Source organism: Bradyrhizobium sp. USDA 4011, from assembly GCF_054063415.1.
In genome coordinates this window covers 7,936,418-7,956,237 of the sequence record NZ_JBSSGG010000001.1, presented here as the reverse complement: position 1 = coordinate 7,956,237, position 19,820 = coordinate 7,936,418, and the positions used below count along the sequence as shown (strand labels likewise).

Genomic DNA, 19,820 nt, shown 5'->3' with positions numbered 1-19,820 from the left:
CCCGGCCCGGCGCTTGGCTGATCCTTGGCCAGTCCTTGGCGGTAGCCTGAGGGGTCGTTCAGCCCGAATAGGTCTTGAAGCGGCCGCGCGAATGGGCCTTCGCGACGGCCTTCATCAGCTCGCTGACCTCGTTCTCCAGGAATTCATTGGCCACGATCAGCGCCCGGATGGTCGCGCGCAAATTGCCGCCGCACGCGGAAATGGCCTGATCGACAGCCGCTTCCAGCCCGTCATCGTCAGCAGATTCGGGCCGTGCAGACATCATGGGGCATCCGGGATTCAGGTGGCACATCATGTTCCTATTTTGTTCTCATGAAGTCAATCGGATCTTTGCTCGGAAGCTGTCTGCTCAGGCGCCCTTCGCTTGTGCCGCCAGTGCGCGAGACATTGCACCGTCCAGATGTCGGTGATGACATCGGCAATGATGGTGATGATGAACTCGGCCATGCCAGCATCCCTTCGATGGCAATGTCCGGCCGTTTTACGTCGCGGAATGCCGATCGGGATGTGACGGCGCGCACGCATCTTTCGCGAACAGTCCTTGGTTGGATCGTACCTGCCTGTGCTAGAAGTTCGGCTGCCCGCCAAAGACCTGAAGTGAGAAAATGCGGTTTCGGAATCCGGTCATCACGACGCTTCTCCTGACATGCCTGTCCGTAAGCCCTGTCCTGTCTGCGACGGCTGCGCTGTCTGCGACCGGTGGCCCCGCCGCCACGGCGATCGTCAAGGACGCCGGCACAATTCAGCTCGGCAACACGGTCTACCGGCTCGACGGCATCGACGCGCCGGCGGCCGACCAGCTCTGCATCGACGAGCACGCCGACGTCTGGACCTGCGGGATTGAAGCGCGCGAACAGCTGACCAGAGTGATCGGCGGCAAGCCGATTCATTGCGACGATATCGGCGTCGATCCGACCTTCAAGAAGCGCCGCCTCGGCGTCTGCAAGCTCGAGGGCGACCCGACCAGCCTCAGCCAGGTGATGGTGCAGAAGGGCTACGCCCTCAACGTCGAGACATCGGCCACTGGCCGATTCAAGCCGGATCAAGCCACCGCGAAGGACAACCGTGCCGGACTTTGGAAGGGTTGCTTCGTGGCGCCGCGCGATTTTCGTCTCGGCAAGAAGGACGGCGCCCTGCTCGGCAACGCCTGCCCGGCCGACCGCGACACGCAGATCCGCAATGCGCTCTTCCCCGACGACCTGCCGATGCCGGCAAGCTGCAACATCAAGGGCAAGTATGCCGTACGCGCCCGCGTCACCGGCAATGTCGGCATCTATCACCTGCAGGCGTGCCGCAGTTACCCCGGCCTCGGCAATCCGGATCGCTGGTTCTGCTCCGAGGAGGATGCGCAGGCCGCCGGGTTCCGCAGGGCCTATAACTGCCGCCCGGCCAAAGGCAAATGAAGGGCAAGCGGTCGCCGCAAATCACGCTGGAAAAGCCGCCTCGTCCTGTGTGAAACTGCGCCGAGAGGTTGCCGGCGCGTATGACCCCACCCGATCCCGCTGATGTGCTCCCCGAGGCTGCGGCAGCCGAACGGCTGCGGCAGCACCTTGAGGAGATCGCGCGCGAACGCGATCGCGCCCATCGCGAGCTTCAGGAGCGCGAGGCCGAGCTGGCGCGGATCCAGCGTATCGCGCGGGTCGGCGGGCTCGAGATCGATTTCCGCGACGGCGTGCGCAACCGCCGCTCCCCCGAATATCTGCTGGTGCACGGCCTGCCGCCGGAGGAGGTCAACGAGACGTATGAGAACTGGGTCGCGCGCATCCACCCCGACGATCGCGAACGAACCATCAACCACCTGTTCGGCGTGCTCAAGGCCGGAGGCGAGGATTACACCGCCGAGTACCGCATCATCCGCCCGAACGACGGCGAGAGCCGCTGGATCCGTGTCGTCGCCAAGATCGACCGCGACCGCAACGGCCGCGCGCTGCGGCTGATCGGCGCCGATCTCGACGTCACCGACCAGATGCTCGCGCAGGAAACCCTGCGCGAGAGCGAGGAACGCTTCCGCCTGATCGCCGACAGCGCGCCGGTGCCGATCTGGGTGACCAAGCTCGACCGCACCCGCTCCTTCGCCAACCAGGCCTATCTGGATTTCCTCGGCCTGCCGTTCGAGGAAGCAGTCGTGTTCGACTGGCGCAAGGCGCTGCATCCGGATGATCTGCCGAAAATCCTGCAGGAGCAGATCACCGGCGAATTGTCGCTCAAGCCGTTCGTGCTCGAGGCACGCTATCGGAATGCCGCGGGCGATTGGCGCTGGCTGCGCTCGGAATCGCAACCGCGCTGGGACCCGAACGGCAAGCATATCGGCTTCATCGGCGTCGCCCATGACATCACGGCGGCCAAGGAAGCCGAGATCGAGCTGCGCAAGCTCAACGAGTCGCTGGAGCGGCGCATCCTGGAGCGCACCGCACAGCTTGAATCCCGCGAAGCGCAGACCCGCGCGATCCTGGAAACCAGCCATCAATATCAGATGTTGCTCAACCGGGATGGCGATCTGCTTTACACCAACCAGACCGCGCTGGCCGGCATCCGCGCCGCGGCCACCGACGTCGTCGGCAAACCGTTCTGGGACACGCCATGGTTCACTGCGACCGACGGCATGCCGCGCGTGATCCAGAATGCTTTTGCGACCGCGATGCGCGGCGAGGAAGTCAAGATCGAGCTGCGGCTACAGCTCCCCATCGGCGAGCGCTATTTCGATTTCGCGATGCGGCCGCTGCAGGACCAGCACGGCACGATCGTCGGCGCGGTGCCGGAGGCGGTCGACATCACCGAGCGGCGCCGCGGCGAGGAAGCCCTGCGGCAGTCGCAGAAGATGGAAGCGGTCGGCCAGCTCACCGGCGGCGTCGCGCACGACTTCAACAATCTGCTCACCATCATCCGCTCGGCGACCGACTTCCTGCGCCGCCGCGAGCTGCCGGATGAACGGCGACGCCGCTACATCGACGCGATCTCCGAGACCGTGGAGCGGGCCTCCAAGCTCACCGCGCAGCTCCTGGCGTTTGCGCGCCGGCAACCGCTCAATCCCGAAGTGTTCAATGTCGGAGCACAGGTCGATAGCGTGGTGCAGCTGATCCGTCCGCTGGTCGGCGCGCGGATTCACATCGAGGTCAGGATCGACGATCCCGACTGCTTTGCGATCGCCGATATCGGCCAGTTCGAGACCGCGATGATCAATCTTGCGGTCAATGGCCGCGATGCCATGAACGGCGAAGGCCAGCTGACGATCGGCGTCAGGAAGGTCAAGCACATCCCTGCCCTGCGCGCCCAGGCCTCGCGCAGCGGCGATTTCGTGACGGTCTCGATCCAGGATACCGGCACCGGCATCTCGCCGGAAAATCTCGACGCGATCTTCGAACCGTTCTTCACGACCAAGGAGGTCGGCAAGGGAACGGGCCTCGGGCTGAGCCAGGCGTTCGGCTTCGTCAAGCAATCCGACGGCGACATCGAGGTCACCTCTACGCCCGGGCACGGCGCAACCTTCACCATCTATCTGCCGCAGGCGATGCGCCCGGCGGACGCCAAGGTCGCGGCCAGCGCCGGCATCGAGCAGGCCTCGATCGGCCGCGGCTATCGCGTCCTCGTGGTCGAGGACAACGACGATGTCGGCCAGTTCTCCACCGAGCTGCTCGAGGATCTCGGCTATTCGGTCAAGCGCGCGGCGAACGCCAACGCCGCGCTATCGATTCTCTCCGAGAACGAGTTCGCCGCCGACCTCGTGTTCTCCGACGTGATTATGCCCGGCATGAACGGCGTCGAGCTCGCCGGCGTGATCCGCGATCGCTTTCCCGGCCTGCCGGTGGTCCTGACCAGCGGCTACAGCAACGTGCTCGCCGAGAGTGCGCATAGCGGCTTCGAGCTGATCCAGAAACCCTATTCGGTCGAGGCGCTGTCGCGCACGCTCCGCAAGGCGATCGCCGAGCAGCGGGCGACCGCCTCAAGACCCTGATCCCGTCGCCGGCTGCGCGCTACTCGATCACCACATGCGCGACGCCGAGCTGAAGGATGCCGAGCGCGCGCGCCGCCGTGGTCGAGACATCGATGATCCGTCCGCGAACGAACGGCCCGCGGTCGTTGACCCGGCACCGGATCGATTTCCCGTGGTAGGACACGGTGACCATGCTGCCGAATGGCCGCTTGCGATGCGCGCAGGTCATCTCGCCGCTCCTGCCGATGCCACGATAATAGGATGCAAAGCCACTTTCCGCGTTTGCCATGCTTGAGGCAAACAGCAACATGGCCGCGGACGTTATTGCGGTCTTCATTGATTGCCTGCTGGTCGAGCCCCGCAATGGAACGCGGTTCCACGATTTCGGTTCCGCGTCGGTCGGCCGGCAGGGTCAATTTTTTGGCACTTTTCAGCGAGAGCCGCTCAGGCGGCGTCCTCGACGCTATCGGCCGCGAGCAGCGTCCGGAGGTCCTGCGCAGGAACCGGCTTGCTGAACAGATAGCCCTGCATCTGCGTGCAGCCGAGCATCTGCACCGTGTCGCGCTGCTGATCGGTCTCGACGCCCTCGGCCGTCGTGATCATGTTGCGGTCGGCGGCGATCGAGACCACCGCGCGAATGATCGAGGCCGAGCCGCTGTTGCGGGTCACTTCCTTGACGAAGCTGCGGTCGATCTTGATCTTGTCGAACGGGAAGCGCTGCAGATATTGCAGCGACGAGTAGCCGGTGCCGAAATCGTCGAGCGCGATGTGGACACCGAGCGCGCGCAGCTGGCCGAGCGTGACCAGCGCCGCATCATCGTCGGCGATCAGCACCGCCTCGGTGATCTCGAGCTCGAGCCTACGCGGGTCGAGCCCGCTTTCGGCGAGCGCGCTTGCAACTTTCAGCGCCAGCGTCTCCGACTTGAATTGGATCGGCGAGACGTTGACCGCAAGGCGCACATGCGCCGGCCAGGCCGCCGCCTCGATGCAGGCGGTGCGCAACACCCACTGCCCGATCTCCTCGATCAGCCCGGTCTCCTCGGCGACCGGGATGAACTCCGCCGGGGAGATCATGCCGCGCACCGGATGGCGCCAGCGCAGCAACGCCTCGCAGCCGGTCACCTCGTCGCTGCGCAGATCGACCAGCGGCTGATAGTGCAGCTCGAAGCGGTCCTCCGCCAACGCACTTCGCAGATCGGCCTCCAGCGCGCGGCGCAGATTGGCCTGCTTCTCCATCGCCGGGTCGAAGAAGCGATAGGTCCTGCGACCGGCGGCCTTGGCCGCGTACATGGCGAGGTCGGCGCATTTGAGCAGGCCGAACAGGTCGGAGCCGTGACGCGGGGCGATCGCGATGCCGATGCTGGCGTCGCTCGACAGCCAATGACCGTGGCAGTCGAACGGCGTACGAAGCGACTGATAGACGCGCGCGACCAGATCGCTGACGTCGTCGTCCGACATGATGTCATGCTGGACGATCGCGAACTCGTCGCCGCCGAGGCGTGCGATGAAGTCGTTCGACCCGACCGACTGGCGCAGCTTGTCGGCCACGCGCCTCAGGAATTCATCGCCGATCGGATGACCCAGCGTGTCGTTGATCCGCTTGAACTCGTCGATATCGATGTAATGGATCGCGAACTCGCGGACGGCAGCTTCACGCAACAAGTCTTCCGCGTGACGCTGGAACAGCGTCCGGTTCGGCAGATTGGTCAGGGCATCGTAATGCGCGAGATATTCGATCTGCGCCTGCGCACGCCGCCCGTCGGTGACGTCCTCGAGCGTGGTAGCCCAGCCCCCGTCGGGTGCGCGCTTGTAGATCAGGCGGATGCTGCGGCCGTCGGGCGTCATGATCACCGAGTCCCGGATTTCATCACCCCTGGGATTGGTGAACCGCGCACAATATTCATCGACATCGCCGACGAATGAACCGAGCGCCTGGCGATGCAGGATCAGGTCGCGCAGCTGGCAGCCGGGCCTGGCGACATCGGGCGACAGGCCGAACATGTCGATGTATCGCTGGCTGCAGATCACGAGCCGCGCCGAGGCGTCGAACAGCAGGAGCCCCTGCGTCATGGTGTTGATCGCGGTGTCGAGATGCTGGCTCTTTTCGGAAAGCCGGCGCTGCGCCGCATCGTGCTGCCGCTGCAGCTGGCGGACGATCAGGAAGATCGTCATGACAACGATCAGCACCGCCAGCACAGCGGCGCAGAACTGCAGCTTGGTCTGGGCGCGCCAGTCCTCCAGCGCGCTGGAGGTCCTCGTGGTGGCAAGGATCAGGATCGGAAAATGCGACAGCGACCTGGCCGCGCCGACATTCTCCTCGCCCGAGGCGCCGACGAACCGTCCCGACAGGTTGCCGCCAAGGCTGATGACCTTCCGGAACACCGGCTGGTCGATGATGTTGCGGCCGACCACGCCGGCATCCTGCGGATAGCGCGCGATGATCGTTCCGTCGCGATGAATCATCGAAATCACGGTGTCGCCGTCCAGCGCCAGCGAGGCCACGAAGTCCTCGAAATGGCTGGGCTCGACGCCGCGGCTCGCGAAGCCGATGATCTCGCCATTGCGCCCGGTGATCTTGCGCGCAAAGATCGTGGTCCAATTGCCGGTCACCTTGCTCATCGCAGGTTCGACGATCACCGGCGACGTCGGCCGTCCCGAGGTGAACTCCTGGAAATAGCGCCGTTCGGCAATGCTGACGTCGGGCACCGGCCACATCTCGGACGAGTTGATCAGCCATCCCTTGGCATTGAACAGATTGAGCCCGCCGACATGCGGCAGCGCGGCCAGCCGCGTGCGCAGCATCTCGTGCGCGCTCAGGAGCGACATGTTCTTTTCGAACTGATCGGCGGTCTCGATCTGCTCGGACCGCAGATAGTTCACGATGTCGTCGTGGACATGCTGGAGGTCGCTGAGCTGCTGATCGAAATGCCGAGACAGCAGCAGCGCGGTGTTGTTGAGCTCGCGTTCGGACATCTCCAGCGCGCGCTCGCGAAACTGCAGCGCGAGATAGCCGGTGCCAAGCGTGATGGCGAGCACCAGCAGCGCGGCGCTCAGGACGAGCCACTGAATGGCGCCCATCCTGGTGGCGCGCAGCACACCCTTGATCGACAGCCGCCGGTACTCCGGCTTCACGCTGTTCGTTGAGATAACCGACATTTTCCTGCCCCTGCGGGTGCCCTTCTACGGGAGCACAACCCAAGGGGTCGTTAGGAAAATCAGTTATCGGACTGTTAAGGCGGATGAGTAGCCGAGCGCGATCAGCACGGGAATCCTCGGGACGCGACCGTATCAGGCGATCCCGGTCGTTTCCTTCAGGCTGCACTCGATCAACGCGCCCTCAATACTGAATTTCGAGAATGGAGAGAACGGCGTCGCGGCCTTGAGCGCGGCGAAGAATTGCGAGTCGCCCGGGCTCTTGAGGAGAAAACGGATGTGGCTGGCCGCCAGCGCATCACGCGACAGCCAGACGACGCCGGAGAACAGCGCCACGAGCATCTGCGCGTAATCGCTGACGTCAGCGAGGCCGAGATCATAAATCGGAGACACGTTGATGAAACGCGCGCTGAGAGCCGGCGACGTATATCGGCTCATCAGGAGACGCCTGACCTGGCAGACCGCGTGGACCCGTTCGCCGTCGGTCAGGTGATACAGCCCCTGACTGTCACCTTCCCTGGCAGTCAGCGCTTCAAAGGCACCGATGCCGCCAAAGGTGGCAAAATCCTCTCCGACGCCTTCAGCGTCCTTCTTCCATTGTGCCTTGATGTGACGCCAGGATCGCTCAGGATCCTTGATTGGCAAAAGCCGCATGGTTAAGGGGCTGTTAGCTCGGAGGGGAGTCGTCGCTGGGATAATATGTCGCAGGCATTAAGCCTTTGCTTACGGCGGTAGCCGGCTGCGCCGACATGACGACTGCCTGGCGACATCCTGGCGTTGGTATGCGCGACCGCCCCGAGCTCACGATCTGCAGCAGGCCGAAGCCTCGGGCGGCGCGGCCAGGGGCTGCGGCGCACAACAGGCGCTCTGCTGCCCGTCCAGATTCTCGTGCGCGACACGCGCGGTCCGCTCGCCGCTGCCGTCGCCGTAGACGATGCTCTCACCCGTCGTATGAAAGGTCTCCCACGCAATCCCCGCGGGATCGTCGATCCAAGACTTCTCGAACTTGGCATAACAGCACACCGTCTGGCCCTGCTCGATCACCTCGCCGCCCGCCTTGCGCAGCCGGCCATAGACCTCGCCGAGTTCCTCGGCGCTTTCCACCTGAATGCCGAGATGATCGAGCCCCGGCTCGCGGCCGCGGGTCGAGATCGCGAAATTGACGCGGGGATCGTCGAGCATCCATTTGGCATAGTCGGATTTCACGACGGTCGGTTCGGCGCCGAACAACGCCGAGTAGAAGCCGACCGATTGGTGGATGTCCTTGACGGCGACGTGAACATGCATGCGCTTCATGGGGGCAATCCTTTCGGGCGGCGACGCTGGATGGATATTTCAGCCCAAGCATGCTCAGATATCAACAGCGTTACAACAGGAGTCCCGCTGCGGAATGGATGCACTCACGCTGTTCGGTTTGTTCGCCGTGACGATGATGCTCGTCTGCTACGCAGCCGAAGATCGCAGCCCGTGGTTCATCCTGGCCTTCGCGGTCTCCTGCGCGTTCGGCTCGGCCTATGGCTTCCTGCAGGGCGCCTGGCCGTTCGGACTGGTCGAAGCGATCTGGGCCGTCGTCGCAGCGCGCCGCTGGCTGATGCGCCGAACCGCTGAGAGCGTGTAACGTTATAGTATCCGCGGCAATTCTGTCGCGGCGTCGAACTTGAATGCGCGCGGTCACGGCGCTAACTAGGCCCCATGGACGCATTGCGCACCATGATACAGTCTTCCGCCCATGCCGCAGGATCGCGCCGCTGGCGCAGCCTGCTTGCGGGGCTGATTTCGCTTGCGCTGGTGCTGTCGTTCTTCCACGGCTGGGCCTTCGACAGCGATGACGACGCAGCTCCCGGCTTCTCGATCGCTCAGTCGATCAACGACACCGGCGGCAAGGCTCCCGCGCATCCGGCCTCACTGCACGGCGATCACTGCCTGACCCACGTCGCCTCCGTGGCGCCGCAGGAGACGGCATTCCCGATCGCCTATGCGCCGCATCGCTATGGCGACAGCAGCATCGGGCTGGCGGCGTCGGCCGATCGCCTCTCCCCCTTCAAACCACCCCGCGCCTGATCCGGTCGGCATGACCGGCCGTGCGCCGCTGCCATCCGGCAGCGCGCACGCTTCCGCACAGATCGATGTCGCGACAGCGCAGGGCCCATCGGCATGCGCTGCAGAGAGGCGCATATGAAACGGGTTGTTCTATTTTTCGCCGGCATAGCTGCCGGCATTGCACTGATCATTCTGGCGGCCGGATGGATCGGCTGGCCGGTCAAGTTCCCGGCCACGATGCAGGAGACTGCGACCGCAGATCCACCGCGGGCCGAGGCCAGGCATGAGGCCCCCGGACATATCGAGCTTAGCGAAGACCAGATTCGTGAATCCGGCATCACGCTCGCACCGGCCAGCGGCGGCATGCTGAAGCGACATTTCCTCGCGCCGGGGTCGTTGATCCCCGATGCCGATCATATCGGCCGCGTCTCGGTCCGAGTGCTCGCGACGGTCACGGAACTGCGCAAGCGTCTCGGCGATGTGGTCGAGAAAGGCGAGATCGTCGCTGCGATCGAAAGCCGTGAGGTGGCCGACGCCAAGAGCGAATACCTCGCCGCGCGGCTCACCAACGACCTGCAGCAGACCCTCTATGCCAGACAGAAGGCGCTGGTCGAAACCCGCATCGTCTCGGAAAACGAGTTCCTGCGCACGCGGTTGACCGCGAACGACGCCCAGATCAAGCTCGACGGCGCGCGGCAGAAGCTGTTTGCGCTCGGCCTGTCGGAAAGCGAGACCGCCGATCTGCCCAGCCAGCCGCCCGAGAGCCTGCGGACGCAGTTCCTGCGCGCGCCGATCTCAGGCCGGGTGTCCGAACGGCGCGTCGACCTCGGCGGACTGATCGGGCGCGAGGGCCAGGAAAGCGAGCTCTACGTCATCGTCAATCTCGACGACATCTGGGTCGATCTGGCGGTTTCGCCGGAGGACATCAGTGCAGTTCGCGAAGGCGTGTCGGTCAAGATCCGCGCCATCGGTACCGAGGATGAAGCCAGTGCCGGCGTGATCTTCGTCAGCCCCCTGCTCGACCGCGAGACCCGCAATGCCCGCGTGATCGCGACCCTGCCCAACAAGGACCACCGCTGGAAACCGGGCACCTTCGTGACCGCAGAGGTCCCGCTGTCAGGCGCGCCGTCCACCGTGATGGTCACGAAGAAGGCGATTCAAACCATCAAGGGGACGCCGACCGTATTCGTGCGTGATGCCGACGGCTTCGAGGCGCGGTCGGTGCGGACCGGTCGCGAGGACGATGACGACACCGAGATCGTCGCGGGTCTTGCCGCCGGCGAGACCATCGCTGTGCAGAACACCTTCACATTGAAGGCCGAGGTCGAGAAGGACGAAGCGGAGCACGGCCATGATTGAGCGTATCATCGGTCTTGCGATCCAGCGACGCTGGGTCGTCATCACACTGGCGGCGGTCCTGATGTTTCTCGGCGGCCTCGCATTGACCAAGCTGCCGATCGACGCAGTGCCCGACATCACCAACAAGCAGGTCCAGATCAACACCGTCGCCCCGGCGCTGTCGCCGGCGGAAATCGAGAAGCAGATCACCTTCCCGATCGAGACGGCGCTGGCGGGCGCGCCAGGGCTGGAGAGCACGCGGTCGCTCTCGCGTAACGGCTTCTCGCAGATCACCGCGGTGTTCAGTGAAGCCACCGACATCTATTTCGCCCGCCAGCAGGTCGGCGAGCGCCTGACCGAAGTTCGCGCGCGCCTGCCGCAAGGCATCGAGCCGCGCATTGGCCCGACCACGACCGGTCTTGGTGAAATCTACATGTGGACCGTCCATTACTCCGGCCAGAAGGTGCAGAGCGACGGCGCGCCGGGCCTGCAGAGCGACGGCCGCTTCCTCACGGCGGACGGCCAGGCGCTGCAAAGCGAGGTCGAAAAGGACGCCTATCTGCGCACGGTGCAGGACTGGATCATCAAGCCGCAGATCAAGATGGTGCCGGGTGTCGCCGGCGTCGATTCGATCGGCGGCTATCTCAAGCAGTACCAGGTGCAACCCGATGCGGCGAAGCTGATCGCGCTCGGCCTCACCTTCGCCGACGTCGCCAAGGCGATCCAGAGCAACAATGTCAGCCGCGGTGCGCGCTATATCGAGCGCAACGGCGAAGGATTCGTGGTGCGGTCCGGCGGTCGCCTGGAAAACATCGAGGAGCTCGGCGCCGTCGTCGTCACCACCCGCGGCGGCGTCCCGGTCCGGATCCGCGACCTCGCCTCGCTCTCGATCGGCGGCGAGACGCGCACCGGCAGCGCCAGCGAGAACGGCCGCGAGGTCGTGGTCGGCACCGCACTGATGCTGATCGGCGCCGACAGCCGCACGGTATCGGCCGCGGTCGACGCCAAGCTGCGGGCGATCACGCCGTCCTTGCCGGCAGGCGTCGCAGTCGAGACGGTGCTCGATCGCACCCAGCTGGTCGATGCGACCATCGGCACGGTGGCGCGCAACCTCGGCGAAGGCGCGCTGCTCGTGATCGCGGTGCTGTTCGTGCTGCTCGGCAATTTCCGCGCGGCGTTGATCACGGCACTGGTGATCCCGATCGCGATGCTGATGACCGCGATCGGCATGTGGCAGGGCCGCATCAGCGCCAATCTGATGAGCCTCGGCGCGCTGGATTTCGGCCTGATCGTCGACGGCGCCGTCATCATCACCGAGAACAGCCTGCGTCATCTTGCCGAGAAGCAGCATGCGCTTGGCCGCGTGTTGACCCGCGACGAACGGCTGGCGACGGTACGGGCCTCCGCCGTGGAAATGGTGCAGCCGAGCCTTTACGGCCAGGCCATCATCCTGCTGGTCTATGTGCCGCTCCTCACCTTCACCGGCGTCGAAGGCAAGATGTTCGAGCCGATGGCGATGACCGTGATCCTGGCGCTCGCTGCCGCCTTCGTGCTGTCGCTGACGTTGGTTCCCGCGCTGATCGCGATCGGCATTGCCGGCCGCGTGCAGGAGAAGGAAAACTGGCTCGTTGCCACGTTAAAGCGCTGGTACAGTCCGCTGCTCCGGCGCGCGGTTGCAACGCCCCCGCCCGTCATCGCCGTGGCGGTCGTGTTGTTTGCGACCGCGCTGTTCGGGTTCTTCCGGCTCGGCCAGGAATTCATCCCCTCGCTCGACGAGAAGAACATCGCCATGCACGCGCTCAGAATTCCGAGCACGGCGCTGTCGCAGTCGCAGGCGATGCAGCTCTCGGTCGAGAAGGCGGTCAGCCGCTTCCCGCAGGTGTCGTTCGTCTTCTCCAAGACCGGCACCGCAGAGGTGGCGAGCGACCCGATGCCGCCGAACGCCTCCGACACCTTCATCATCCTGAAGCCCCGCGCGCAGTGGCCGGATCCGTCGCTGACCAAGGAGCAGTTGATCGAAGACATTTCGAAGGCGGTCGGCCGGCTGCCGGGCAACGTCTATGAATTCACCCAGCCGATCCAGATGCGCTTCAACGAACTGCTCGCCGGCGTTCGCGGCGACATCGCGGTCAAGGTGTTCGGCGATGAGTTCGAACCGATGCAGAAGGCCGCCAACCAGATCGCCGCAGCGCTGCGCGGCGTGCGCGGCGCGACCGACGTCAAGGTCGAACAGGCCGGCGGCCTGCCCGTGCTCGAGATCAAGGTCGACAAGGCGGCGATCGCCCGGCGGGGTCTGAGCGTTTCCGAGGTCCAGGACGTGATCGGTGCCGCGGTCGGCGGCCAGGATGCCGGCGTCGTCTACGAGGGCGATCGCAGCTTCGACATCGTGGTGCGCTTGCCGGAGAGCGTCCGCTCCGATCTCGAGGCGTTGAGCAATTTGCCGGTCGCCTTGCCGAAGGCAACGCCGAGTTCGCCGGTGCAGAGCCTGCCACTCAACCGCGTCGCGCAGTTCTCCTTCACCGAAGGGCCAAACCAGATCAGCCGCGAGAACGGCAAGCGCCGCATCGTGGTGACGGCCAATGTGCGCGGCCGCGATCTCGGCTCGGTGGTCGAGGAAGCTCAGGCAAAGGTCACGCAATCGGTGCAGCTGCCGCCCGGCTACTGGATGACCTGGGGCGGCCAATCGGAAAATCTCGCCGCGGCGCGCCAGCGCCTTGCCGTCGTGGTGCCGGCCTGTTTTGCGATGATCTTCCTGTTGCTGCTGGCGGCGATGGGCTCGGCGCGCGATGCGCTGCTGGTGTTCAGCGCGGTGCCGCTGGCGCTCACCGGCGGCGTCGCGGCGCTGTGGCTGCGCGGCATGCCGTTCTCGATCTCGGCGGCGGTTGGCTTCATCGCGCTGTCCGGCGTTGCGGTGCTGAACGGGCTCGTGATGCTGAGCTTCGTCCGGCAATTGCGCCTGCGCGGTGTGCCGATCCGGGAGGCCATCGAGCAAGGCGCCCTCACCCGCTTCCGGCCCGTGGTGATGACCGCGCTGGTCGCCTCGCTCGGTTTCGTGCCGATGGCATTCGCCACCGGCACCGGCGCCGAGGTGCAGAAGCCGCTCGCGACTGTCGTGATTGGCGGCCTGATCAGCGCGACGCTGCTCACGCTTGCCGTCCTGCCCGCGCTCTATGCACGGTACGGGCATGCCGGCAGCGCTGCGCGCAATGAGAGAACCGCGGTTCAGCCCGCGGAATGACGGCCTGCTGGCCGGCCGTCGCCAAGAAAAATCCGGCAGTTGCAGCGCTCGGCAGGCGCTGTAACATTTCTGTCATATGGCAAAACTAAACGAAAGCTGCGGCGGGCTGCCGCGGGGCTTCATCAGGGGTATAACCAAATGCGCCGTGCCATTACATTACTGTCCGCGAGCATCATCGCGCTCTCGGCGGGCGCCGCTTCCGCGCAAAATGCAAGACCCCGCAACCTCATCCTGTTCGTCCCCGACGGCCTGCGCGGCGGCATCGTAAACGCGGAGACGGCACCTGCGATGGCCGAGATCCGCGACAAGGGCGTCCACTTCAAGAATTCGCACTCGCTGTTCCCGACCTTCACGATGGCGAACAGCTCGGCGCTCTCGACCGGCCACTATCTCGGCGACACCGGAACCTTCTCCAACACGATCTATACCGGCTACACCTCGGTGCCTGCCGGCGACACCGTGGTCCCCTTCATCGAGAACGACGCCGTGCTCGCCGATATCGACGATCACTTCAATGGCGACTACCTCAACGAGGAGACGCTGCTGAAGATGGCCCGCGGCCAGGGCTTCAGCACCGCGGCCATCGGCAAGGTCGGCCCGACCCTGCTGTTCGATCACACCGATCGCGGCAAGAACACGATCGTGGTCGATGACTCCACCGGCGGCAAGACCGGCGTGCCGCTCTCCGACGAGATGAAGGACGCGCTGACCAAGGCCGGCCTGCCGCTCGCCACCCCGGGCCGCGGCGACAATGCCAAGGCCGGCGATGCCAAGACGCCGGGCACGACGGTGGCGAACGTTGCCCAGCAGGCCTACATGGCCGATGTCGCGACCAAGGTCGTGCTGCCGATGTTCAAGGCGCGCAACAAGCGTTCGTGCTGGTGTTCTGGTCGCGCGATCCGGACGGCAGCCAGCACAATACCGGCGACAGCCTCAACACCATCACCCCCGGCATCAACGGCCCGACCTCGATGGCCGGGATCAAGAACGCCGACAACAACCTCGCCCAGCTCCGCAAGGCGCTCGACGAGCTCGGGCTCTCGGCCAGCACCAACATCATGGTCTCCTCCGACCACGGCTTCTCGACGATCTCGAAGGAGAGCAAGACCAGCCCCTCGGCCAAGATCTCCTACGACGACACGCCGAAGGATTTCCTGCCGATGGGCTTTCTGGCGATCGATCTCGCCAAGGCGCTGAACCTCCCGCTGTTCGACCCCAACGACAAGAACGCCAAGGTCGCCGACACCGCCCATCCGAAGGCCGGCAACGGCGTGCTCGGCCATGACCCGGCCAAGCCTGACGTCGTGATCGCCACCAATGGCGGCTCGGACCTGATCTATCTGCCGAACCGCGACAAGAAGCTCGCCGACCGCGTCATCAAGGCGCTGCTCGAGCAGGACTATGTCAGCGGCCTGTTCGTCGACGACAAGCTCGGCACCTTCCCCGGCACGCTGCCGATGTCGAACCTCAATCTGAAGGGCAAGGCGGTGACGCCGAACCCGTCGATCGTGGTCAATTTCCGCTCCTGGTCGAGCGGTTGCGAGAGCCCGACCAACTGCTCGGTGCAGATCGCCGACACCGTGCTGCGCCAGGGCCAGGGCATGCATGGCAGCTTCAGCCGCGGCGACACCTTCAACTTCACCGTGGCGATCGGCCCCGACTTCAAGGCGGGCTATGTCGATCCGCTGCCGGTCAGCAACGCCGATGTCGGCATGACCGCGGCGCAATTGCTCGGGCTGCGCGCACCGAACAATGGCGGGCTGATCGGCCGGGTGATGTCGGAGGCGCTGCCGAACGGCATCGTGCCGAAGATGGCCGAGGGCACCATCATGTCGAAGAAGCCGTCGGCCAACGGCCTGCGCACCGTGCTGAAATTCCAGCGCGTGCTCTCGACCCGCTATTTCGACGTCGCCGGGTTCCCGGGGCGGACGCTCGGGCTCGAGGAGACCGGCGGCAAACAGAAAACGGCGGGGAAGTGATCCCCGCCGCTCTCGCCTGAAACCATTGGTTCGGGATGATCACATCATCCCGATGTCGAACACGTTGGGCAGTTGCGCCGCGAGCGGCAGCGCGGTCGCGCCGACCAGCGTCGCCACCATCGCCGCGAGCGCACGGCCGGTGCGGCGCTGACCGCGCATCCGGCCCGCGATCCATTCCAGAACCTTGGTGTCCATCTTGGTGCCCTGGGTCGGCGCCCAGCGATCGATGTTCGTGTCCGGCGACAGCGCCACCGTGCGCGGCGGCACCGGCAGGCCCGACTCGGACGCGGCATGATGGGCGATCGCCTTGGCGAGCAGGTCGTCGAACCGGCCGCCATCGCTGCGCTCGGCAGCGGCCTCGTTGATCGCGAACAGCGCCTCGATCTCGGCCCGGCTGACCGGCTCATGCTCCACCGCGGCCGCCGTCAGGATGCGCGCGCACCAGGCAGCGTCATCGGCATCGAGTGACCGGGAGAAATGGATACGGCCCTTGGTGGTGGGACCTTCGCCGGTGATCACGCCGTCGCGGACGATGGTCAGCGCATGGGCGGCGGTCTTGTGGCAGGATGGATGCAACGCACCGCTGAGAGCCTCAGCGGTCTTGGTACTTGGGGTAGACATTGTGGGAGCTTTCAATTCCTATCTGAGGCCAGCTTTTCCATGCGGGCGTAAACGAGTGGTTAATGATTCGGAACTTGGGTTCCGAGATTTTTAGATGGTTGCTATTCGGTCGCTTTGAACGCTGTAACGGTTCAGTCCTATAGCAGCCGGGGCCGGCGTGATGACCGCGATAAGCGGCTTTATCTGGGCATTTCCGAGCTTTTGTGCTGCCGCTGATATTTCGTCGCAGGAGTACGGATCAAAACAAATTGCTTGGAATTCCATCCTCAAGGAGAAATGTCTCACCTTTTTTCAGAACCCGTTCACTTAAGCCCTTCTGCGTCCTATACTGGAACAAATCACCTCAAATACAAATTTAGATGCAACTTCAAAGAGATGAGGTAAAATCATGGCACTTCAGATTGGCGCCGTCGCCCCCGACTTCGAAGCCGAGACCACCGAAGGGAAGATCAAGTTCCACGACTGGATCGGCAATAGCTGGGTGCTTTTGTTCTCCCATCCCAAGGACTTCACCCCGGTCTGCACCACCGAACTCGGCACGCTCGCGCGCCTGAAGCCCGAATTCGACAAGCGCGGCGTCAAGCTGATGGGCCTGTCGGTCGATCCGGTCGACCGTCACGCCAAATGGTCCGAGGACATCAAGGAAACCCAGGGCGCGGCGCCGAACTACCCGATGATCGGCGACACCGATTTCAACGTCTCGAAGCTCTACGACATGCTGCCGGCCTCGACCTCGGGTGACCCCCTTACCCGCACGCCGGCGGACAATCAGACGGTCCGTAACGTCTTCATCATCGGGCCCGACAAGAAGATCAAGCTGGTGTTGGTCTACCCGATGACCACCGGCCGGAACTTCCAGGAAATCCTGCGCGTCATCGACTCGCTGCAACTCACCGCCACGCACCGCGTCGCCACCCCCGCCGACTGGAAGCAGGGCGAGGACGTGATCATCGCGGGCTCGGTCAGCAACGACGAGGCCAAGACGATCTATCCGCAGGGCTGGAAAGAACCCAAGCCCTACATCCGCATCGTGCCGCAGCCGAAGTAACGGCCGGCACGCAGCGTCCGGGTGGCCCGCGCACAGCCTGTTATCGTCTGGTTCCGCGATGATCTGCGGTTGTCGGATCACCCGGCCCTGCATGAAGCGGCCAGCCGCGGCGCGCCCGTGGTTGGTCTCTATGTCCGCGACGACGAAAGCCGTGCCTTGAAACCTCCAGCCGCGCGCTCCCTCGGGGGCGCGACGCGCTGGTGGCTGGCGCAGTCGCTGCGCGCACTTGGCAGGAGTCTTGAGGCCATCGGCGGAACGCTGGTGCTGCGCACGGGACCGGCCGCTTCCGTGATCACCACGCTGGCGCGCGACATCCATGCGGACGCCGTGTTCTGGAACGACATCGCGCAGGCGCCGCATCAGGCAATTGCCCGAGACGTTGCATCCGCGCTCGCAAGCGACGGTATCTCTTCGCAAATTTTCCCTGGCGACCTGCTCGTCGAACCGAAGGCCATCCGCAACAAGGATAATCGAGGCTTGCGCGTGTTCACGCCGTTCTGGCGGCGCGTGCAGGCGCTCGGCGATCCGCCCAAGCCGTTGCCGGCACCGAAGAAGCTCGCATCCGTCAGCGGCGACGCGCGCGAAGCCCTCGACCATTGGGGCCTCGAACCGACCCGGCCCGATTGGGCCGGCGGCCTGCGCGACACCTGGACTCCGGGCGAAGCCGCGGCGCAGGCCCGGCTGAAGGCGTTCCTCGACGAGAATATTCGCGGCTACAGCGACGACCGCGACCGGCCCGACCGCGACGGCACCTCGCGCTTGTCGCCACATCTGCGCTTCGGCGAGATCAGCCCGCGCCAGGTCTGGTATGCCGCCCGCTTCGCCGCCGCCGAGCACCCGCGCCTTGCCGGCGACACCGACAAATTCCTCAGCGAGCTCGGCTGGCGCGAGTTCTGCCGCCATCTGCTGTTCGACGTCCCCGACATGGCGGATCGGAATCTGCAGGCGCAGTTCGACGCGTTTCCGTGGAAGCGCGACGCCCGTGCGCTGAAAGCCTGGCAGCGCGGCCTGACCGGCTACCCGATCGTCGATGCCGGCATGCGCGAGCTCTGGCGCACCGGCGTGATGCACAACCGGGTGCGGATGGTGGTCGCCTCATTCCTGGTGAAGCATCTGCTGATCGACTGGCGCGCCGGCGAACAATGGTTCTGGGACACGTTGGTCGACGCCGATGCCGGCTCCAACCCGGCGAACTGGCAATGGGTCGCCGGGTCCGGCGCCGATGCCGCGCCCTATTTCCGCGTCTTCAATCCGACCCTGCAGGGCGAGAAGTTCGATCCGGACGGCGCCTATGTCCGGCGCTGGGTGCCGGAGCTGGCGCAGCTCCCCAACGACCTGATCCATCAGCCCTGGACCGCAACGCCGATCGAGCTCGCGAGCGCCGGCGTCGAACTCGGCAAGACCTATCCGCCGCCGATTGTCGATCACAAGCAGGCCCGCGAACGTGCGCTCGCGGCTTATGCAAAAATCCGCAGCAAGGATTAGAGCGTTTTCGAGCGAAGTGGATACACGGCTCGCGTTAAGAAAACGCGTCAAAACAAGAATCCGTAGCAAGGATCAAGCGCGGCGATTGACCAGCAGCACCGCGGCGGCGCAGGCGGCCATGCCGGCGATCGATACCGGATCGAGCCGCTCGCCGAACAGGATGTAGGCCATCAGCGCGGTCACCGCCGGCACCAGATAGAACAGGCTCGCGACCGAGGTCGCGGCATGGTGACGGATCAGCCAGTACAATAGCCCAATCGAGCCGATCGACAGCGCAAAGACCAGCCACGCGATCGCCAAAACGAACTCGCTGGTCCAATGCACGACATTGGTCTCGAACAGCCAGGCGCCGATGCCGAAGAAGATGGTCACCGCGATGTATTGCACCAGATTGCCGGCGCGCCAGTCGATCTGGTTGCAGTAGCGGCGCTGGTAGAGCGTGCCAAGCGTGATGCTGATCAGCGAGACGCCGGAGGCGAGCCAGCCCCACCCCGCATCGCCCGTCATCGGCCGGTTGTGCAGGATCAGCACGACGCCGGCGAGGCCGAGCAGCAGCCCGCCCCATTGCAGCGGCGTGACGCGCTCGCCGAGCCAGCGGTTGGCGATGGTCGAGGTCAGGATCGGCTGCAGGCCCGGGATCAACGCCGACAGGCCCGCGGGGATCGAATGCGCGATCGCAATCGCGGTGCCGCCGAGATAGAAGCCGTGCACCATGATGCCGGCCACCGCACTGTGGAAAACGCCTGTCCGGTCGGGCCATTTCGGCCGCGCGACCGCGGCGATGACCGTCATCACCACCACCACGAACGCCATCCTGACCGCCAGATAAGTCAGCGGCTCAGCATCGTTGATGACGTATTTGGTGCCGATGAATCCCGTGCTCCACAGCACGACAAAAATCGCCGGCGCCAGACGAGCGGCAGTTTCCTCGAAGCTCTTGTTCATTGCAGGCCGTCATTGCCTGAAGATCAGGCAGCGGGCAATCGC

16 protein-coding genes and 1 pseudogene are annotated in these 19,820 nt (G+C 64.9%); 9 read left to right on the top strand and 8 right to left on the bottom strand.

Features of this window, described 5'->3' with window-relative positions; translation table 11 throughout:
* Nucleotides 1-58 precede the first annotated feature (58 nt).
* Both ACVW1C_RS37710 and ACVW1C_RS37705 read right to left on the bottom strand, forming a co-directional pair.
* Nucleotides 59-265: a hypothetical protein gene (locus ACVW1C_RS37710; RefSeq protein WP_456762558.1), complete on the bottom strand. Its 207-nt coding sequence runs from the start codon at nucleotides 263-265 to the stop codon at nucleotides 59-61.
* A 53-nt stretch (nucleotides 266-318) separates the two neighbouring features.
* Nucleotides 319-447 (bottom strand): hypothetical protein, encoded by a 129-nt coding sequence (locus ACVW1C_RS37705; RefSeq protein ID WP_456762557.1) that lies wholly within the window; start codon nucleotides 445-447, stop codon nucleotides 319-321.
* 158 nt (nucleotides 448-605) lie between these two features.
* On the opposite strand from ACVW1C_RS37705, the gene ACVW1C_RS37700 reads away from it, so the two are divergent.
* Nucleotides 606-1,403 carry a thermonuclease family protein gene (locus ACVW1C_RS37700; protein ID WP_456762556.1) on the top strand — a complete coding sequence of 266 codons (798 nt, stop codon included), beginning with the start codon at nucleotides 606-608 and terminating at the stop codon, nucleotides 1,401-1,403.
* An 80-nt stretch (nucleotides 1,404-1,483) separates the two neighbouring features.
* Nucleotides 1,484-3,952, top strand: a complete 2,469-nt coding sequence (locus ACVW1C_RS37695) for a PAS domain-containing protein (protein WP_456762555.1) — start codon at nucleotides 1,484-1,486, stop codon at nucleotides 3,950-3,952.
* A gap of 19 nt (nucleotides 3,953-3,971) precedes the next feature.
* On the opposite strand, the gene ACVW1C_RS37690 is transcribed toward ACVW1C_RS37695, so the two are convergent.
* The 4 genes from ACVW1C_RS37690 to ACVW1C_RS37675 all read right to left on the bottom strand — a co-directional run bounded on the left by ACVW1C_RS37690 (nucleotide 3,972) and on the right by ACVW1C_RS37675 (nucleotide 8,380).
* Nucleotides 3,972-4,220, bottom strand: a complete 249-nt coding sequence (locus ACVW1C_RS37690; protein WP_456763273.1) for a septal ring lytic transglycosylase RlpA family protein — start codon at nucleotides 4,218-4,220, stop codon at nucleotides 3,972-3,974.
* A gap of 155 nt (nucleotides 4,221-4,375) precedes the next feature.
* Nucleotides 4,376-7,087 carry a bifunctional diguanylate cyclase/phosphodiesterase gene (locus ACVW1C_RS37685; protein ID WP_456762554.1) on the bottom strand — a complete coding sequence of 904 codons (2,712 nt, stop codon included), beginning with the start codon at nucleotides 7,085-7,087 and terminating at the stop codon, nucleotides 4,376-4,378.
* Between the two features lie 132 nt (nucleotides 7,088-7,219).
* Nucleotides 7,220-7,738 (bottom strand): hypothetical protein, encoded by a 519-nt coding sequence (locus ACVW1C_RS37680; RefSeq protein ID WP_456762553.1) that lies wholly within the window; start codon nucleotides 7,736-7,738, stop codon nucleotides 7,220-7,222.
* Nucleotides 7,739-7,885: 147 nt separating this feature from the next.
* Complete coding sequence (locus ACVW1C_RS37675; protein ID WP_456762552.1) at nucleotides 7,886-8,380, bottom strand: ArsI/CadI family heavy metal resistance metalloenzyme; 495 nt, start codon at nucleotides 8,378-8,380, stop codon at nucleotides 7,886-7,888.
* Between the two features lie 94 nt (nucleotides 8,381-8,474).
* Between ACVW1C_RS37675 and ACVW1C_RS37670 the strand changes: the two genes are divergently transcribed.
* The 5 genes and pseudogenes from ACVW1C_RS37670 to ACVW1C_RS37650 all read left to right on the top strand — a co-directional run bounded on the left by ACVW1C_RS37670 (nucleotide 8,475) and on the right by ACVW1C_RS37650 (nucleotide 15,679).
* Entirely contained in the window at nucleotides 8,475-8,702 is a 228-nt protein-coding gene (locus tag ACVW1C_RS37670) for a hypothetical protein (protein WP_456762551.1), read from the top strand.
* A 92-nt stretch (nucleotides 8,703-8,794) separates the two neighbouring features.
* Nucleotides 8,795-9,145: a hypothetical protein gene (locus tag ACVW1C_RS37665; protein ID WP_456762550.1), complete on the top strand. Its 351-nt coding sequence runs from the start codon at nucleotides 8,795-8,797 to the stop codon at nucleotides 9,143-9,145.
* A gap of 114 nt (nucleotides 9,146-9,259) precedes the next feature.
* Complete coding sequence (locus tag ACVW1C_RS37660) at nucleotides 9,260-10,483, top strand: efflux RND transporter periplasmic adaptor subunit (RefSeq protein ID WP_456762549.1); 1,224 nt, start codon at nucleotides 9,260-9,262, stop codon at nucleotides 10,481-10,483.
* Complete coding sequence (locus ACVW1C_RS37655) at nucleotides 10,476-13,700, top strand: efflux RND transporter permease subunit (RefSeq protein WP_456762548.1); 3,225 nt, start codon at nucleotides 10,476-10,478, stop codon at nucleotides 13,698-13,700. The genes ACVW1C_RS37660 and ACVW1C_RS37655 overlap by 8 nt, the downstream gene beginning before the upstream one ends.
* Nucleotides 13,701-13,838: 138 nt before the next feature.
* Nucleotides 13,839-15,679 (top strand): annotated as a pseudogene (locus ACVW1C_RS37650) (alkaline phosphatase family protein).
* Between the two features lie 39 nt (nucleotides 15,680-15,718).
* On the opposite strand, the gene ACVW1C_RS37645 reads toward ACVW1C_RS37650, so the two are convergent.
* Nucleotides 15,719-16,300: a hypothetical protein gene (locus ACVW1C_RS37645; RefSeq protein ID WP_456762547.1), complete on the bottom strand. Its 582-nt coding sequence runs from the start codon at nucleotides 16,298-16,300 to the stop codon at nucleotides 15,719-15,721.
* 388 nt (nucleotides 16,301-16,688) lie between these two features.
* Here ACVW1C_RS37645 and ACVW1C_RS37640 point away from each other — a divergent pair, with 388 nt between their 5' ends.
* Nucleotides 16,689-17,348 carry a peroxiredoxin gene (locus ACVW1C_RS37640; protein ID WP_207830171.1) on the top strand — a complete coding sequence of 220 codons (660 nt, stop codon included), beginning with the start codon at nucleotides 16,689-16,691 and terminating at the stop codon, nucleotides 17,346-17,348.
* Between the two features lie 21 nt (nucleotides 17,349-17,369).
* The gene (locus ACVW1C_RS37635; protein ID WP_456762546.1) at nucleotides 17,370-18,833 is read left to right on the top strand and encodes a cryptochrome/photolyase family protein; all 1,464 of its coding nucleotides are present in this window, start codon (nucleotides 17,370-17,372) and stop codon (nucleotides 18,831-18,833) included.
* Nucleotides 18,834-18,905: 72 nt separating this feature from the next.
* Here the strand turns inward: ACVW1C_RS37635 and ACVW1C_RS37630 are convergent, their stop codons facing one another.
* Nucleotides 18,906-19,778, bottom strand: a complete 873-nt coding sequence (locus ACVW1C_RS37630; protein WP_456762545.1) for a DMT family transporter — start codon at nucleotides 19,776-19,778, stop codon at nucleotides 18,906-18,908.
* Nucleotides 19,779-19,820 lie beyond the last annotated feature (42 nt).

What these genes read in the sequence shown, in the direction of transcription:
- ACVW1C_RS37710 (WP_456762558.1), bottom strand. Translation starts at nt 265, where the DNA reads ATGATGTCTGCACGGCCCGAATCTGCTGACGATGACGGGCTGGAAGCG.
- ACVW1C_RS37705 (WP_456762557.1), bottom strand. Translation starts at nt 447, where the DNA reads ATGGCCGAGTTCATCATCACCATCATTGCCGATGTCATCACCGACATC.
- ACVW1C_RS37700 (WP_456762556.1), top strand. Translation starts at nt 606, where the DNA reads ATGCGGTTTCGGAATCCGGTCATCACGACGCTTCTCCTGACATGCCTG.
- ACVW1C_RS37695 (WP_456762555.1), top strand. Translation starts at nt 1,484, where the DNA reads ATGACCCCACCCGATCCCGCTGATGTGCTCCCCGAGGCTGCGGCAGCC.
- ACVW1C_RS37690 (WP_456763273.1), bottom strand. Translation starts at nt 4,220, where the DNA reads ATGGCAAACGCGGAAAGTGGCTTTGCATCCTATTATCGTGGCATCGGC.
- ACVW1C_RS37685 (WP_456762554.1), bottom strand. Translation starts at nt 7,087, where the DNA reads ATGTCGGTTATCTCAACGAACAGCGTGAAGCCGGAGTACCGGCGGCTG.
- ACVW1C_RS37680 (WP_456762553.1), bottom strand. Translation starts at nt 7,738, where the DNA reads ATGCGGCTTTTGCCAATCAAGGATCCTGAGCGATCCTGGCGTCACATC.
- ACVW1C_RS37675 (WP_456762552.1), bottom strand. Translation starts at nt 8,380, where the DNA reads ATGAAGCGCATGCATGTTCACGTCGCCGTCAAGGACATCCACCAATCG.
- ACVW1C_RS37670 (WP_456762551.1), top strand. Translation starts at nt 8,475, where the DNA reads ATGGATGCACTCACGCTGTTCGGTTTGTTCGCCGTGACGATGATGCTC.
- ACVW1C_RS37665 (WP_456762550.1), top strand. Translation starts at nt 8,795, where the DNA reads ATGATACAGTCTTCCGCCCATGCCGCAGGATCGCGCCGCTGGCGCAGC.
- ACVW1C_RS37660 (WP_456762549.1), top strand. Translation starts at nt 9,260, where the DNA reads ATGAAACGGGTTGTTCTATTTTTCGCCGGCATAGCTGCCGGCATTGCA.
- ACVW1C_RS37655 (WP_456762548.1), top strand. Translation starts at nt 10,476, where the DNA reads ATGATTGAGCGTATCATCGGTCTTGCGATCCAGCGACGCTGGGTCGTC.
- ACVW1C_RS37645 (WP_456762547.1), bottom strand. Translation starts at nt 16,300, where the DNA reads ATGTCTACCCCAAGTACCAAGACCGCTGAGGCTCTCAGCGGTGCGTTG.
- ACVW1C_RS37640 (WP_207830171.1), top strand. Translation starts at nt 16,689, where the DNA reads ATGGCACTTCAGATTGGCGCCGTCGCCCCCGACTTCGAAGCCGAGACC.
- ACVW1C_RS37630 (WP_456762545.1), bottom strand. Translation starts at nt 19,778, where the DNA reads ATGAACAAGAGCTTCGAGGAAACTGCCGCTCGTCTGGCGCCGGCGATT.